The organism is Burkholderia plantarii (assembly GCF_001411805.1).
GTDB lineage: Bacteria > Pseudomonadota > Gammaproteobacteria > Burkholderiales > Burkholderiaceae > Burkholderia > Burkholderia plantarii.
Genome location: NZ_CP007212.1, coordinates 3,721,144 through 3,736,414, shown reverse-complemented (window position 1 = coordinate 3,736,414; position 15,271 = coordinate 3,721,144). Strand labels below are relative to the sequence as shown.

13 protein-coding genes and 1 pseudogene are annotated in these 15,271 nt (G+C 71.1%); 9 read left to right on the top strand and 5 right to left on the bottom strand.

Going from position 1 to position 15,271, the window contains the following annotated elements; all coding sequences use genetic code 11:
* Positions 1–11 precede the first annotated feature (11 nt).
* Both bpln_RS16000 and bpln_RS15995 read left to right on the top strand, forming a co-directional pair.
* Positions 12–1,562 carry a DHA2 family efflux MFS transporter permease subunit gene (locus bpln_RS16000; RefSeq protein WP_042626017.1) on the top strand — a complete coding sequence of 517 codons (1,551 nt, stop codon included), beginning with the start codon at positions 12–14 and terminating at the stop codon, positions 1,560–1,562.
* Positions 1,563–1,648: 86 nt separating this feature from the next.
* Positions 1,649–2,031: pseudogene (locus bpln_RS15995) on the top strand (SDR family oxidoreductase); the annotation flags it as partial.
* 42 nt (positions 2,032–2,073) lie between these two features.
* On the opposite strand, the gene bpln_RS15990 reads toward bpln_RS15995, so the two are convergent.
* Both bpln_RS15990 and bpln_RS15985 read right to left on the bottom strand, forming a co-directional pair.
* Positions 2,074–3,378 carry an NAD(P)/FAD-dependent oxidoreductase gene (locus bpln_RS15990; RefSeq protein ID WP_042626015.1) on the bottom strand — a complete coding sequence of 435 codons (1,305 nt, stop codon included), beginning with the start codon at positions 3,376–3,378 and terminating at the stop codon, positions 2,074–2,076.
* Positions 3,379–3,532: 154 nt separating this feature from the next.
* The gene (locus bpln_RS15985; RefSeq protein WP_055139262.1) at positions 3,533–4,555 is read right to left on the bottom strand and encodes a hypothetical protein; all 1,023 of its coding nucleotides are present in this window, start codon (positions 4,553–4,555) and stop codon (positions 3,533–3,535) included.
* 549 nt (positions 4,556–5,104) lie between these two features.
* Here bpln_RS15985 and bpln_RS15980 point away from each other — a divergent pair.
* Both bpln_RS15980 and bpln_RS15975 read left to right on the top strand, forming a co-directional pair.
* Entirely contained in the window at positions 5,105–5,539 is a 435-nt protein-coding gene (locus tag bpln_RS15980) for a CHRD domain-containing protein (RefSeq protein WP_042626013.1), read from the top strand.
* Between the two features lie 94 nt (positions 5,540–5,633).
* Positions 5,634–6,596: an alpha/beta hydrolase fold domain-containing protein gene (locus tag bpln_RS15975; protein WP_055139261.1), complete on the top strand. Its 963-nt coding sequence runs from the start codon at positions 5,634–5,636 to the stop codon at positions 6,594–6,596.
* Here the strand turns inward: bpln_RS15975 and bpln_RS15970 are convergent.
* Entirely contained in the window at positions 6,593–7,510 is a 918-nt protein-coding gene (locus tag bpln_RS15970; RefSeq protein WP_055139260.1) for an EcsC family protein, read from the bottom strand. The genes bpln_RS15975 and bpln_RS15970 overlap by 4 nt on opposite strands.
* Before the next feature lie 104 nt (positions 7,511–7,614).
* Here bpln_RS15970 and bpln_RS15965 point away from each other — a divergent pair, with 104 nt between their 5' ends.
* Entirely contained in the window at positions 7,615–9,210 is a 1,596-nt protein-coding gene (locus bpln_RS15965) for an MFS transporter (RefSeq protein ID WP_055139259.1), read from the top strand.
* Between the two features lie 93 nt (positions 9,211–9,303).
* Positions 9,304–9,783 (top strand): MarR family winged helix-turn-helix transcriptional regulator, encoded by a 480-nt coding sequence (locus bpln_RS15960; protein ID WP_042626009.1) that lies wholly within the window; start codon positions 9,304–9,306, stop codon positions 9,781–9,783.
* Between the two features lie 220 nt (positions 9,784–10,003).
* Here bpln_RS15960 and bpln_RS15955 read toward each other — a convergent pair whose 3' ends face one another.
* Positions 10,004–10,585 carry a DJ-1/PfpI family protein gene (locus bpln_RS15955; protein WP_055139258.1) on the bottom strand — a complete coding sequence of 194 codons (582 nt, stop codon included), beginning with the start codon at positions 10,583–10,585 and terminating at the stop codon, positions 10,004–10,006.
* 224 nt (positions 10,586–10,809) lie between these two features.
* On the bottom strand, positions 10,810–12,090 hold the full coding sequence (locus tag bpln_RS15950; RefSeq protein WP_042626007.1) for an amino acid deaminase: 1,281 nt from the start codon (positions 12,088–12,090) through the stop codon (positions 10,810–10,812).
* Positions 12,091–12,269: 179 nt separating this feature from the next.
* Between bpln_RS15950 and bpln_RS15945 the strand changes: the two genes are divergently transcribed.
* The 3 genes from bpln_RS15945 (at position 12,270) to bpln_RS15935 (ending at position 15,183) form a co-directional block, all read left to right on the top strand.
* A complete protein-coding gene (locus bpln_RS15945) occupies positions 12,270–13,181 on the top strand; it encodes a MurR/RpiR family transcriptional regulator (protein ID WP_055139558.1) in 912 nt (303 codons plus the stop codon).
* Position 13,182: 1 nt separating this feature from the next.
* Positions 13,183–14,658 (top strand): N-acyl-D-amino-acid deacylase family protein, encoded by a 1,476-nt coding sequence (locus bpln_RS15940; RefSeq protein WP_042626006.1) that lies wholly within the window; start codon positions 13,183–13,185, stop codon positions 14,656–14,658.
* A 138-nt stretch (positions 14,659–14,796) separates the two neighbouring features.
* Positions 14,797–15,183 (top strand): RidA family protein, encoded by a 387-nt coding sequence (locus bpln_RS15935; protein ID WP_042626005.1) that lies wholly within the window; start codon positions 14,797–14,799, stop codon positions 15,181–15,183.
* Positions 15,184–15,271: the final 88 nt, after the last annotated feature.

Here is a 15,271-nt window from a genome sequence, read left to right as displayed (position 1 = left end):
GGAATCCCACCATGGCTTCTCCAACGCCCATGCGCCCGCTGTCGGGCGCCCAGCTCGCGCTCGGCACCCTCGCGGTGTCGCTCGCGATGTTCATGAACGTGCTCGACTCGTCGATCGCGAACGTCGCGATCCCGACCATCTCGGGCGAACTCGGCGTGTCGGTCGACGAAGGCACCTGGGTGATCACCATCTTCGCCGCCGCGAACGCGGTGTCGATCCCGCTCACCGGCTGGCTCACGCAGCGCTTCGGACAGGTGCGCCTGTTCGTCGGCTCGATCCTGCTGTTCGTGATCGCCTCGTGGCTGTGCGGAATGGCGCCGAACCTGCCGACGCTGCTCGGCGCGCGGATCCTGCAGGGGGTGGTGGCCGGGCCGCTCGCGCCGCTCTCGCAGGCGCTGCTGCTCGGCGCGTGGCCGAAGCAGAAATCGTCGACGGCGCTCGCGCTGTGGTCGATGACGGCGCTGGTCGGCCCGATCGCCGGGCCGTCGCTGGGCGGCTGGATCACCTACGACTACAACTGGTCGTGGATCTTCTACATCAACGTGCCGGTCGGCATCTTCGCGGCGTTCGTCACCTGGACCATCTTCCGCTCGCGCGAGTCGGCCACGCGGCGCCTGCCGATCGACACGGTCGGGCTCCTGCTGTTGATCGTCTGGGTCGCGTCGCTGCAGATCATGCTCGACAAGGGCAAGGATCTCGACTGGTTCAACTCGCCGTTCATCGTCGGGCTCGCGATCGTCGCCGTGATCGGCTTCGCGTTCTTCGTGGTGTGGGAGCTGACCGAGAAGAACCCGGTGGTGGACATCCGGCTCTTCAAGGAGCGCAATTTCGCGGGCGGCACGATCGCGCTGTCGGTGGCCTACGGGATGTTCTTCGGCACGCTGGTGCTGCTGCCGCAGTGGATGCAGGAGTATCTCGGCTATCGCGCGATCGATTCGGGGCTGACCACCGCGCCGCTCGGCGTGTTCGCGGTGCTGCTCACGCCGGTGATGGGGCGCCTGCTGCCGCGCACCGATTCGCGCTACATCGCGACGGTCGCGTTCGTCGGCTTCGCGATCGTGTTCTTCATGCGCACGCGCTTCTACACCGACGTGTCGAACTGGGACCTGGTGCTGCCGACACTGCTGCAGGGCATCCCGATGGCGATGTTCTTCGTGCCGCTGACCTCGATCATCCTGTCGGGCCTGCCGCCCGAGAAGATCCCGGCCGCCGCGGGGTTGTCGAACTTCGGGCGGACCTTCTGCGGCGCGGTCGGCACCTCGGTGATCGGCAATGCCTGGAACAACCGCACGGTGCTGCATCACGAGCGGCTGACCGAGCAGGCCAACGCCACCAACCCGGACTTCAGCCAGTCGATCGACGCGACGCAGTCGATGCTGCACGTCGGCCGCGACGCGGCGCACGCGCTGTTCAACCTGTCGGTGGACGGGCAGGCCGCCGTGATGGGCCTGAACGACGTGTTCTACATCTCGGCCGTGATCTTCATCGCGATCATCCCGCTGATCTGGATCACCAAGCCGCGCCGCTCGGCCGTGCCGGTCGACGCGGGCGGCGCGCACTGACGGCTTCGCCAGGGGCCGGCGGGCCGCCGCCATCGCGGGCGCCGTGCCGGCCCGCGGCGGCCCTGGCGGCGCGCGGCGTTACGCGATTGCCGCTGCTGAACCGCGGCGTCTCGATCGTGCTGAACGGCTCGATCAACGCGCACGTCGGCATGCCGGCTTCGTCGGTCATGCGGCCAGCAAGGCGGCGCTGATCTCGCTGGCGAAGACGCTGTCGGCGGAACTGCTGGCGCGCGGCGTGCGCGTGAACGTGACCAGCCGGGGGCCGGTGACGACGCCGCTGTACGGCAAGCTCGGCATCGCGGCCGACGCGCTGGCCGACACCGCCGAGCAGATCCGCGCCCAGGTGCCGCTCGGCCGGTTCGGCGAGCCGACCGAGATTGCCGCGACGGTACTGCATCTGGCGTCGCCCGAGTCGGCCTTCATCGTCGGCACGGAAATCATCGCCGACGGCGGCATGGTCACGCTGTAGCCGGGCGGCGCGGCAGGAAAGCCGGCAGGCGGGCGGCGGCATTCAGAAACGTTCGAGGAGCTGGTGGTAGCGCATCCCGAGTTCGAGCGCCGGCTGCCGCCAGGCCGGCCCGCCCGGGAAGCGCCGGTGCCGCAGCCGCATGAACGGTTCGAGCATCGCGCGCTCGCCCGCGATCGCGCGCGCCACCGCGCGCCCGGCGATGCCGGCCAGCGCCACGCCGTGGCCGCTGTAGCCCTGCAGGTAGAAGTAGTTCGGGTCGAGCGCGCCGAAGTCGGGCGCGCGATTGCGCGTGATGTCGACGAAACCGCCCCACGCGTAGTCGATGCGCGCGTCGGCCAGTTGCGGAAACACTTCGAGCATGCGCCGGCGGATCGCGGCCGAGAGTTCGGCCGGCGCCGCGCCCGCCGAGCTGGCGCGGCCGCCGAACAGCATCCGGTGATCGGCCGAGAGCCGGAAATAGTCGAGGAACACGTTGTTGTCGCAGGCCGCCTCGCGCCGCGCGATCAGCGCGTCGGCGCGTGCCTGGCCGAGCGGCTCGGTCGCGATGAGATAGGACGGCACCGGCGCGATGCGCGCCTCGATCGGCGCGGGCAGGAAGCCGCCCGGGCCCGCGTTCACGCAGGACACCACGAAGCGGCAGCGCACCTCGCCCGAGCGCGTGCCTACCCGCGGGCGCTCGCCGCGCACGACCTCGGTCACCGCGGAATGCGAGAACAGCAACGCGCCCTCGCGGCGCGCGGCGGCGGCGAGTCCGAGGCAGTAGCGCAGCGGGTGCAGGTGGCCCGACAGCGGATCGTGGACGCCCGCCAGATAAAGACGCGAGGCCACGCGCGCGCGGATCGCGTCGGTGTCGAGCCAGCTCAGCGACGGGTGGCCCCAGTGTTGCGTCGCGCTGTCCATCCAGGCGCGCAGCTCGGGGACGCGGCGCGGCTTGGTGGCGAGCGTCAGGTAGCCGCGCGTGAAGTCGCAGTCGATGCCGTGGCGCGCGATGCGTTCGGCGATCAGTTCGACACCGTCGAGCGACAGCTTCCAGGCGGCGCGCGCACCGTCCTCGCCGAGTTGGCGCGCGATCTCGGCGTCCTTCGCGAAGCCGCCGATCACCTGTCCGCCGTTGCGGCCCGAGGCGCCCCAGCCGGGGCGCCAGGCATCGAGCACGACCACCGAGAGCCCCGCCGCGCGGCAGTCGAGCGCGACCGAGAGCCCCGAGAAGCCGGCGCCGATCACGCAGACGTCGGCGTCGAGCGGGCCGTCGAGCACGGGATCGTCGGCCGCCGGGCGCGTGGCGGTGGCTTCGTAGTACGAGTGACGCGCGAGCGCGTCCGCATGCTGGAGGAAGATCGGTGTCATGGGCGGGGATGCTCTCACGGGAGCGCCGCGCCCCGCAATCGCGCCGGCCGCCGCGCGCGGTGTTTGGGGCGGTGCGGGGGCGGCCGAGGTCGTCAGGATTGCGACGGTTGCGGGTGCAGTCGCGGGCGCCGTGGCGGCGGGCCGGCCCGGCGCGTCAGAAGCGGTAGCCGAGGCCGGCCTGGATCACGTCGGTGTCGCGATCGTAGCGGGTGACCACGCGGTTCCAGGTCAGGCGCGTGAGCCAGCGCCGGCCGAGGCGGTAGCTGGCCGAGATCGAGACGATGCCGGACAGCCGGCCGTCGCCGATATCGCTGCCGTGGATGTTGCGGTGGTCGACGGCGACGTACATGCCGGCGCCGGCGGCCAGCGTGATCCTGTCGTCGAGGAACGCGCGCGTGAGCCACAGCTCGGAAGCCACGCCGTTGCGGCGGGTCTGGCGCTTCGAGCCTTCGTACAGGTAGGTGGCGGTCCAGTCCACGTACTTCGCGATGCCGCGCCGGTATTCGACGCTGGCGCCGAGCGAACTCGGCGAGGTGCGGCTGTTCAGGATCGTCTCGCCGACCATCCCGGTCACCTCGTTGTGCGTCACGCGATCGAGGCGGCCGGCCGCGTAGTCGCGCGGGCCGGGCGTGTCCGGTGCGTCGAGCTGGTAGCCGATGCCGAACATCACCGAGGTAGTGTCGGGGCCCCTGAAGGTGTGGACGCGATTCGCCTGCAACTGCAGGATCCAGCGATGCGAGGTGTAGTAGGCCGCGCGCACGCTCATCAGCACGCCCCAGCCGTGCGTGTTCGAGTAGCCGCGCCCCTGGGCGGCCGCCTCGGTGTCGAAGTAGCGATAGGGGCCGACGCCGGCCGACAGCACGAAGCGGCGCCGGTCGAGCGGCAGGCGGCCCCAGAGCTGCACCGACTGGCCGTCGCGGTGGTGGCTCGGCAGATGGCCTTCGTTGTACCAGGTGAAGCCGGCGGCGGCGTACTTGCCGAGTCCTTCCTGATAGTCGAAGGCCCAGCCCGTCGAGTGCGTGCCGGCACCGTAGAGCGGGCCGGCGAACAGCGAGAGCTCCTGCGCCTCGGCGGCCGGCGGGGCGAACAGCACGGCCGCGCCGAGCAGGGTGGACAGGACCGCCGCGCGCGGCAGGCGCGGCACCGGGAGACGCGGGCGTGTCGTGCGAACCGGCACTGGGTGGTTCCTTGGGGCTGTCGGTCGGGCGGCCATTGTGGCGCAAATGTAAAAAATCCGGCGCGTGCCGAGCCCGTTCCGAAACGACGCCGCGTCGCGGCGGTAAGAAATGCCGTGCCGCGCGAGCCGGGGCGGGTGAGCGTGTCAGCGAGGCGGGATCTGCGTTTGCGCGGGAGGCCGGCGCAAACCGGGCGGGCGATGCGTAACCGCGCGTAACGCGGAGCCTGCGTTGTCGCGCGACGGCGTGTCCCGGCTCCTCGGGAGGCGATGCGAAACGCTGTGCGGCATCGAGCCTGCCCGCGCGGCGAGACTTCCTCATGAGGTGCCGCCGCGTGCGTGCGTCGATGTCCGGCATCGCGTGTTTGGCGTGCGGGCCGGACGCCGCGCCCGGTGACGTCGTCGCACGGCGGCGGTCGCCATCACCGCCGCCGCATTTTCACCGCGCGCCGGGTCGCGATGCGCGCGGGCCGCCCCGATCGTCTACCATCACATCAGCCGGGGAGCGCGGCGCGCCCGCCGGCGGGCGATCCAACCGCACAAGGAGGTGTCATGGGAATCCTGCGTATCGTGAAGACGGGTCTGCTGGCCGGCGCGCTGGTTTGCGCGGCGGCGCATGCCGAGACGGCGAAGCTGGTCGCGAACCTGCAGCCGTCGAGCGAGGTGCCGCCGACGGCGACGCGCGGCTCCGGCATGCTGAACGCGACCTTCGACACGGCCACCCACACGCTGGTCTGGACCGTCACCTATGGCGGCCTGTCCGGTCCGGCAACCGCCGCGCACTTCCACGGCCCCGCGCCCGTCGGGCAGAACGCGGCGATCCAGGTGCCGATCGCGAAGGATGCGCTGGCGAGCCCGATCAAGGGGTCGGCGACGCTCGACGATCAGCAGGTGACCGAGCTGATGGCGGGCAAGTGGTACTTCAACATCCATACCAGGGAACATCCGTCCGGCGAGATTCGCGGCCAGGTCGAACCGGCCAACTGAGGCGCGCGGCACGCGCCATCCATGCCGGGCAGGCGGGCCGCGCGGCCGGCGCCCGGCTTCCGAACCGTTCGTTTCGAGGTCCGCAGGAGGATCGATGAGCTGGCAATCCACCTTCGCCTGCTGGCTGCTGCGCTGGCAGATCCGTCCGAAGACGCTGTCGCCGGTGATCGACGTGGCGGGCACGCGCGTGCTGGCGGCGCGCCGGCGCGTATTGCCCACGCGCCCGCCCGCCGGCTGGCGGCTGCGCCAGGGCGGCGCGGGTGATATCGACGGACACGTTGGCGTGAGCACCGACGGCGCGCCGCGCGGCGAATGGCTCGAGCCGGCCGACGGCCGCGCGGCGCCGACGCTGCTGTATTTCCACGGCGGCGGCTATTACTTCTGTTCGCCTGCCACCCATCGTCCGCTGGTGTTCGCGCTGAGCCGCAAGCTCGGCGCGCGCTCGTTTTCAGTCGATTACCGGCTCGCGCCCGAGCATCCGTTCCCGGCCGCGCACGACGACGCGCTGGCCGCCTATGCCGCGCTGCTCGAGGCCGGCATCGATCCGGGCTCGATCCTGATCGGCGGCGATTCGGCGGGCGGCGGCCTCGCGCTGGCGCTGCTGGTCGCGCTGCGCGACCGCGGCGCGCCGCTGCCGGCCGGGGCGCTGCTGTTCTCGCCGTGGACCGATCTGGCCGCCACGGGCGACACGCTGCGCAGCAACGACGGCCTCGACCCGATGTTCTCCGGCGCGGCGCTGGGCCGCGCCGCGCGCCTGTACATCGGCGGCGCCAGTCCCACCGATCCGTACCTGTCGCCGCTCTATGCCGACCCGGCCGGGCTGCCGTCGCTGCTGATCCAGGTCGGCAGCACCGAGGTGCTGCTCGACGATTCGCGCCGCTTCGCCGAGCGCGCGCGGGCGGCCGGCGTCGATACCGAACTGCAGGTCTGGCCGGGCATGCCGCATGTCTGGCAGATGGCCGTGCCGTTCATGCCCGAGGCGAGCCGCGCGCTCGATCAGGCGGCCGCGTTCGGGCGCCGGCTGGTCGAGCGGCCGGCGCAGCCGGTGGCGGCCTAGAGCGGGAGCGTCCGGTAGGCGGCCTCGACGGCCGCCTGGCCATAGCGGCGTTCGAGCCGCCGGATCGCGAAGTGGGCGTGCGCGGCCTGCTGGAAGTGATCGATGAACAGCGTGTTGACGGTGGCGCCCAGCACCGCGCCGAGCGCCGGGATCGACTTCGCGGCGATCTGCTCGGTGACCTGCGCCGAGAAGCGCGACGCGATCGCCTGCACGAAACGCAGCAGCGCGGCCGAGCCGTGCGTGGCGAAGCCCTTCGACGCCATCTCCGACGACGCCTTCGAGACCGCCTGCGCGAGCGCGCCGCGCAGCACGAAATAGCCGAAATCGGCGTCGCGTTCGGCCGCCGCCTGATCTGCGCCGCCATTGCCATGGTTGCCGCCGGCCGTGCCCGGGTTGGCGAAGCCGCCACCCATGCCGAGCACGGCGAGGCACTGCAGCTGCGTGTCTACCGTGGTCAGATCCTCGCCCTCGCTGCGCGCGATGTCGCAGATCGAGCGGAACATCAGCGTGGTCGTGACGGGCAGCTCGACCGGCAGCGCGAACAGGCCGAACGCGCCGCCCGCCGCGCCGGTGGTGGCCACCGCGAGCTTGTGCAGGAAATTGCTCGGCTTGTCGGGCACGTGCTCGGCGCCCATCGCGGCGCCCGGCTTGCCGAGCGTGCGCAGCGCCAGCTGCAGGCACTTGCGCAGCGCGATCTCGGTGGCGTCGTTGATCTTGTCGGTCGCGAAGCCGGGCAGTTTCGCGATCATCTTCTCGACCGGCGCGCCCACCACGCTGGTCAGCTTCATCGTCAGCGACGGGCTCTCGAGCGCGGTCCGGGCGCGCCGCAGCGTGTCGAGATCGGCGGGTGCAAGGGAAGCGGCGGGCGACAGCCCGGACGAGCGGGCGCCGGCGGCGTCGAAATTCGGTTCCATATCCCTCCCGTGAGATTGGCGAGCGGTGCGACATCAAGCTTGCCGCATCCCGAGCATGCTATCATTTCTAATCGTTGACACGTCAAACGTTGTGTGAGCAAAAGATGACCGTCCATACCGCCGCCCACCATTCGAGTGGGCAAGTCCTGCCGTTTCGCGAATCGCTGCTCGCGATGCTCGGCGTCTCGTTCGTCACCATGCTCGTGGCCTTCGACCAGACCGTGGTCGGCACCGCGCTGCCGACCATCGTGGCCGAGCTGCGCGGCTTCGACCTCTACGCCTGGGTCGCCACCTCGTACCTGCTGTCGTCGGTGATCACCGTGCCGATCTTCGGTCGGCTCGGCGACCATTACGGCCGCAAGCCGTTCGTGATCGCGTCGATCGTCGTGTTCACGGCCGCCTCGGTGCTGTGCGGGATGGCCGGCAGCATGAGTTTCCTGGTGATCGCGCGCGTGCTGCAGGGCGTCGGCGGCGGGATGCTGGTGGGCACCGCGTTCGCCTGCGTGCCCGACCTGTTTCCCGATTCGGTGGTGCGGCTGCGCTGGCAGGTGCTGATGAGCACCGCGTTCGGCATCGCGAACGCGATCGGGCCGTCGCTCGGCGGGTTCCTGACGCAGTTCTGGGGCTGGCGCTCGGTGTTCTACGTGAACCTGCCGTTCGGGCTGCTGTCGCTGTACTTCGTGATCCGCTACCTGCCGCACCTGCGCCATGTCCAGCAGGCCGGCCGAATGCGGCTCGACTGGCCAGGCGCGCTGCTGATCGCGCTCGCGCTCGGCGCGTTCCAGCTGTTCGTCGAATGGCTGCCGCAGCGCGGCTTCCTCGGCTGGCCGGCCGCGCTGCTGGCGCTCGCGGCGCTGGCCGGCGTGGCGCTCTGGCGCTGGGAGAAGCGCACCGAACACGCGCTGCTGCCAGCCGACCTGTTCCGCAACCGCTCGCTGTCGATGTTGTTCTGGCTCGCGATCCTGGCCGGCTTCTCGATGTTCTCGCTGCTGTTCTTCGCGCCGCTGCTGTTCCAGGGCGGCTTCGGGATGTCGCCGAAGGCGGCCGGCGTGGTGATCACGCCGCTGGTGGTGTTCGTCACGATCGGCAGCATCGTGAACGGCCGCATCGTCACGCGGATTCCGAGCCCGAACGTGATGCTGCCCGCCGGTTTCACGCTGCTCGCGCTGGCCTGCTTCGGCATCGCGCTGTCCTCGCATGTCACGCCGCGGTGGCTGCTGCTCGTGATCATGGTGGCGGGCGGCATCGGGCTCGGCTTCGTGCTGCCGAACCTCACCGTGTTCGCGCAGCAGACGGCCGGGCGCGGGCATCTGGGCATTGCCACCGCACTGTTGCAATCGCTGCGTATGGTTGGCGGTATGATCGGCACCGCGCTGACCGGCACGCTGGTCAACCAGACCTACGCGGGCGGGGTGCGCGACGCGCTCGGCGCCGAGCATGCGCAGCGCTGGTTTGCGCAACTCGCCGATCCGCAGATCCTGATCGATCGCGCCGCGCAGACGCGCGTCGTCGCCGAGCTGGTGCGGCAGGGCCATCCCGGCGCGCAACTGCTCGAGGCCGCGCGCGCGTCGCTGGTCGAGGCGATCCACCTCGGCATCGGGATCGGCGCGGTGGTGGCGGTGCTGGCCATCTGGCAGAGTTGCCGCGTGCCGCCGATCCGGCTGCGCGGCAAGATCGAGCCGACCGTCGTCGCCGAGTGAGCGGCGCGGCCGGCGTTCATCCGCGGGGCCCTCGTTCGCGCCAATCCGCTCGCGAGGCCGACCCGCGCCATTCACTCGTCATCGTTCTGAATCATGGAAGCTCAAGACCACGTCGCGGTCCTTCAGCAGTTCGGCCGGACCTATCGCGCGTTCCTCGCCGCGTTCGAGGCGCACGTCGGCCAGCCGATGCCGCGCTGGCGAATTCTGCTCGCGCTGCACAACGAGGGCGGCACCGCCTCGCAGAAGCGGCTCGTCGAGCTGGTGCGCACCGATCCCGGCGCGCTCACGCGGCAGCTGAAATCGCTCGAGGCGCTCGGCTGGATCGCGCGCGCCTCCGATCCGCGCGACAACCGCGTGACCAACGTGACGCTGACCGCCGCCGGGCGCGAGGCGTTCGACGAATGCATGCCGCGCCGCGTCGCGTTTCTCGACGAGACGATGTCGGCGCTGCCCGACGACGCGCTGAGCGCGCTGTCGGGCGCGCTTGCGATGCTCGAGGCGCGCATCGCCGAGTTCGGCGCGGCGCCGGTGGGAATCGGCGAGCCGGCGCGCGGGCGCCGCTCGGCGACATGAGCCGGTTGAACCGGTTGAGCCGCTTGAGTCATTGGAAAGCCGCTTGAACCGCTGGCCACGTCAAGCCGGTTTCCGGTTTCCGGTTTCGCCCGCCCACCGGCCGAGCACCGCGTGCGCGGCGCGACCGGAGCGACCGGGGACGAGCGGCGGCGGGCGGGGCGGCAGGCCGTGCGGATCGCCCGCCCGGGGATGAAGTTCGCGTGCCGCGCGGCGCCGACGCCTACAGTTCGATGCGCGTGCCGAGCAGCGTCAGGAACTGGGCGATCCAGGCCGGATGCGCGGGCCAGGCGGGCGCCGTGACGAACGGCGCGTCGGTGACGGCCGCGTCCACCGGGATCTCCGCGTATTCGCCGCCGGCCAGCCGCACTTCGGGCGCGCAGGCCGGGTAGGCCGAGATCCGCTTGCCGCGGATCACCTCGGCCGCCGCGAGCAACTGCACGCCGTGGCAGACCGCGGCCACCGGCTTGTTCGCGTCGACGAACGCGCGCACCAGCGCGATCACCTTCGGATTCAGGCGCAGGTATTCCGGCGCGCGGCCGCCCGCGATCATCAATGCGTCGTAGCGCGACGCCTCCACCTCGTCGAAGCTCGCGTTCAGCGTGAACTGGTGGCCGGGCTTCTCGGTATAGGTCTGGTCGCCCTCGAAGTCGTGGATCGCCGTCTTCACCTTGTCGCCGGCACGCTTGCCCGGGCAGACCGCATGCACGGTATGGCCGATCGCCTGCAGCGCCTGGAACGGCACCATCGTTTCGTAGTCTTCGGCGAAATCGCCGGTGAGAAAGAGGATCTGCTTGGCTGCCATCGTGTGCTCCGCGGGTTGAAGACGGGAGCGGGCAGTGTACGCCTCGCGGTGGTTCGATACCATGACGGGCGGGCGCGTGCGGGGTGGCCCGGAGCGGCCTGACGGCGCCGCGCCGCCGTGGTGCGCCGGCCTCTTGCGGGGCGCCGGGTGCGTGGTCGGTGCGATGCCGCCGACGCGGGCCGCAAGCAGTCGGCGTGCCGCGCTCCGGAAGGGCCCGCGCGCCGTCAGAAGAACGTCTCGATCACCTCGGTCACGCGGTAGTCCGCGTCGACCACGAGGATCTGCCGCCACTTGTCGAACGTCAGGCACGGATGCGAGATGTCGAACGCGATCATGTCGCCGACCTTCACGTCGGCGCCGACGGCGATCTTCAGGTAGGCGTGCTGATCCATCATCCCCGTCACTTCCCAGCCGTCGGCCGGCGTGACCTCGCGCGGCGCGGTGCCGCTGCCGGGGCGGAAGTGGCGCGCCGGCTCCGGATAGCCCGCGTCGAACGCGGCGTCGCGCTTGCCGAGCGTGATGATCGCGCGGTCCGGCTCTGGAATCGACTGCACGTAGGCCCACAGCTGCAGCGCGGGCTTGAGCGCCTCGCCCATGCGTTTGGCCACCGGGTTGCGCGCGAGGATCTCGTCCTGCGCGCGGCGATAGACGCCTACGTCATGCGTCAGGTAGCAGCCCGGGCGCAGCACCACCTCGACGGTGCCGTCGGCGGCGACCTGCGCGAACTCGTCGGCGACCACGTCGTACCAGGCCGAGCCGGCGCCCGACAGCACGGCGGGCGTGCGCGCGAAGCGGCCCTCGGCCGCGAACTCGCGCGCGAGCGCAACCGCGTCCTTCAGGAACGCGCGCACGCCCGCCTCGTCCTTCAACACCCCTTCGTAGATCTCGATGCCGGCGAGCCGGATCGTGCCGGCGTGGCGCGCGATCGCGTCGAGCACGGCATCGCGCTGCTGCGCATCGCGCACGCCGGTGCGGCCGCCCGGCACGCCAAGTTCGAGCAGCACCTGCAGCGGACGGTGGGCGGCCGCGAAGTAGCGGCCGAGCTGATCGACGTTGTCGGCCGAATCGACGAGGCAGAAGAACTCGAAGTCCGGGTCCGACAGCAACTCGGCCACGATCGCCATGTTGTGCTTGCCGACCAGCTGGTTGGCAAGCAGCACGCGGCGCACCCCGCCCTGGTAGGCGGCGCGCGTCTGGTGGGCGGTGGCGAGCGTGATGCCCCAGGCGCCCGTCTCGATCTGGCGGCGGAACAGCTGCGGCGCCATGGTGGTCTTGCCGTGCGGCGCCAGCTTCACGCCGTATTCGGCGACGAACGCCTGCATCCACTTCAGGTTGTGTTCGACGCGGTCCGCGTACAGCACCGCCGCGGGCAGGCTGACGTCCTCGTCGAGCAGGTTCCATTCCAGTCGCGCGGCGTCCGACAGCGGCACGCTCGCGCTCGGCACGCGGCCGAGTCCCTTGCCGAGCGGCTGGATCGCCGCTTCCTGATAGTTTGTAACTTTCATCTTCGAGTGCTCCGTCTCTCGTCCTGTATGAATCGAAGTTGACGGCAGGATAGTACAGAAAGTAGCATCCGCCCGGTAATGTTATTTACTAACACATGTCCGATCCCACCCGACCCGCCGTGACCCGATCCGAGCCGATGCATGCCGATGCGTCCGCCCCGTCCGACGCGCTCGAAGCGATGGCGTCGCAGCCTGCACCGGCCACGGGCCAGCTCGCGTTCGACATCGTCGCGCGGATCGCCGAATGCGCGCCCGCGCTGCGAGACGCCGAGCGCAAGGTGGCGGCGCGGATCCTCGACGACCTGGCCGGCGCCGCGCACGCGAGCATCGGCGAGATCGCCGCGCAGGCCGACGTCAGTATCGCCACCGTCACGCGTTTCGCGAAGGCGGTGGGCTGCCGCGACGTGCGCGAGCTCAAGCTGCGGCTGGCGCAGGCGGCAGCGGTGGGCCGGCGCTTCCTCGCGCCTGCCCCCGGCCCGGCCGGCCGGCCCGACGAGCCGGTCAGCGCCACGCGCGTCTACGACGAGGTGCGCGTCACGCTTGAACATCATCATGCGCTGTTGCGACAAACCGCGTTCGATGCGGCCGCGGCCGCGCTGGCCGGCGCGCGAATGATCTACGTCTACGGCCAGGGCGGCGGCTCGACCGCGCTCGCCGACGAGCTGCGCTTCCGGCTGGTGCGTTTCGGCCGCCCGGTCGCGAGCTATCAGGACGCGCTGCTGCAGCGGATGGTGGCCAGTACGATGACGGACGAATGTGTCGTCGTCGCGTTGTCGGTGACCGGGCGGGTCCCCGAGTTGCTCGACAGCTGCGCGCTCGCCAAGCGCTACGGCGCGCGCGTGATCGCGCTGACTGCGCCGGCCTCGCCGCTTGCGAAGCTGGCCGACGACCTGATCCCGGTGGTCGCGTTCGAGACCGACTTCATCTTCAAGCCGTCCACCTCGCGCTACGCGATGATGATGGCGCTCGACGTGCTCGTCACCGAGGTCGCGCTGCGGCTCGGCGACGGGTGCCGCGAGACGCTGCGCCGCATGAAGCACGCGCTCGACCTGCACCGCGGCGGCGGCGACCGACAACCCCTCGGAGACTGACATGCACTCCCATCCCGAAGCCGCCGACACGCTGATCGTCGACGCGCAGCTCTACGACGGCACCGGCGCGCCGGCCGTGCCGCGCGACGTCGCGATCCGCGACGGGCGCATCGTCGCGATCGGCAACCTGTCGAACTGGCTCGCCGAGGACGTGATCGAGGCGAACGGCCTCGCGCTCGCGCCCGGCTTCATCGACGTCCACACCCACGACGACACGCACGTGATCCGCGCGCCGCAGATGCTGCCGAAGATCTCGCAGGGCGTGACCACGGTGGTGGTCGGCAACTGCGGGATCAGCGCCGCGCCGGTCGCGCTGCGCGGCGATCCGCCCGATCCGATGAACCTGCTCGGCGAGCGCGACGCGTTCCGCTATCCGAGCTTCGCGTCGTATGTCGAGGCCGTCGACGCGGCGCAGCCGGCCGTCAACGTCGCGGCGCTGGTCGGCCACACGGCGCTGCGCAACAATCAGATGGACCGGCTCGACCGCGCGGCCAGCGCCGACGAGATCGCCGCGATGCGCGCGCAGCTCGAGGAGGCGCTCGCGCATGGCGCGCTCGGCCTGAGCTCGGGGCTCGCCTACGGCTCCGCGTTCGCGGCGCCGGTGGAGGAGGTGATGGCGCTCGCCGAGCCGCTCGCGCGCGCCGGCGCGCTCTACACCACGCACATGCGCACCGAGTTCGACGCGATCCTCGACGCGATGGAGGAGGCCTACCGCGTGGGTCGCCACGCGCGCGTGCCGGTGGTGATCTCGCACCTGAAATGCGCGGGGCCGTCGAACTGGGGGCGTAGCGCCGAGGTGCTGGCCTCGCTCGAACGCGCGCGCGCGCTGCAGCCGGTGGGCTGCGACTGCTATCCGTACAGCCGCAGCTCGTCGACGCTCGACCTGAAGCAGGTGACGGGCGACATCGTGATCACCATCACCTGGTCCGAGCCGCATCCCGGGATGGCCGGCAAGACCCTCGCCGCGATCGCGGCCGAATGGGGCGTGAGCGAGCAGGACGCGGCGCGGCGGCTGCAGCCGGCCGGTGCCGTCTACCACAACATGTCCGAGGACGACGTGCGCCGGGTCCTCTCGCATCCGGCCACCATGGTCGGCTCGGACGGCCTGCCGAACGATCCGCTGCCGCATCCGCGGCTCTGGGGCGCGTTCCCGCGCGTGCTCGGCCATTACGCGCGCGACCAGCAACTGCTGCCGCTCGCCGAGGCGGTGCGCAAGATGAGTTCGCTGACGGCGCGCCGCTTCGGGCTCGAACAGCGCGGTGAGGTCCACGTCGGCTACCACGCCGATCTGGTGCTGTTCGATCCCGACACCGTGATCGACGTCGCGTCGTTCGAGCGCCCGCAGCAGCCGGCGCGCGGCATCGAGGCGGTGTGGGTCAACGGCGTGCTGTCGTATCGCGGCGGCGCGTCCACCGGCGCGCGAGCGGGCCGCTTCGTGCCGCGCGGCGCGCGCGCCGTGCCCGACGACGCGTTCTGACGGCGCGATGTCGGGCTCATGCACGCCGCGGCGTGCGCGAGCCCGGCCCGAAATACTGCCGGCGCGCGGCTGCGACGCCGGGTGAGGCGGCCGTGCCGAGCCGGTGCGGCCCGAACCAGCAAACCGAAGGAGAAAACGATGAAGCGTTACGGTGTGGGCGATGCGAAGGGAACGGGCGGCCAGGTGATGCCGTTCGCGCGGGCGGTGGAAGCGGACGGCTGGCTGTACGTGTCGGGGCAGACGCCGATGGTGAACGGCGAGGTCGTCGAGGGCGGCATCGTCACGCAGTCGAAGCAGGCGATCGAGAACGTGATCGCGATCCTGAAGGATGCCGGCTACGGCGTCGAGCACGTCGTGCGCTGCGGCGTCTGGCTCGACGACGCACGCGACTTCGCCTCGTTCAACAAGGTGTTCGTGTCGTATTTCGGCGAGCACCCGCCGGCGCGCGCCTGCGTGCAGTCGAGCATGGTGATCGACTGCAAGGTCGAGGTGGACTGCATCGCGTACAAGCCGCCCGTCAGGTAAGCGGCGCGGCGGGGCCGTGGTCGGCCCCGGTCCACGGTCCATGACAAAAACGCGGCAAGGCGGGCTTCGATGCCCGGCTTGCCGCGTT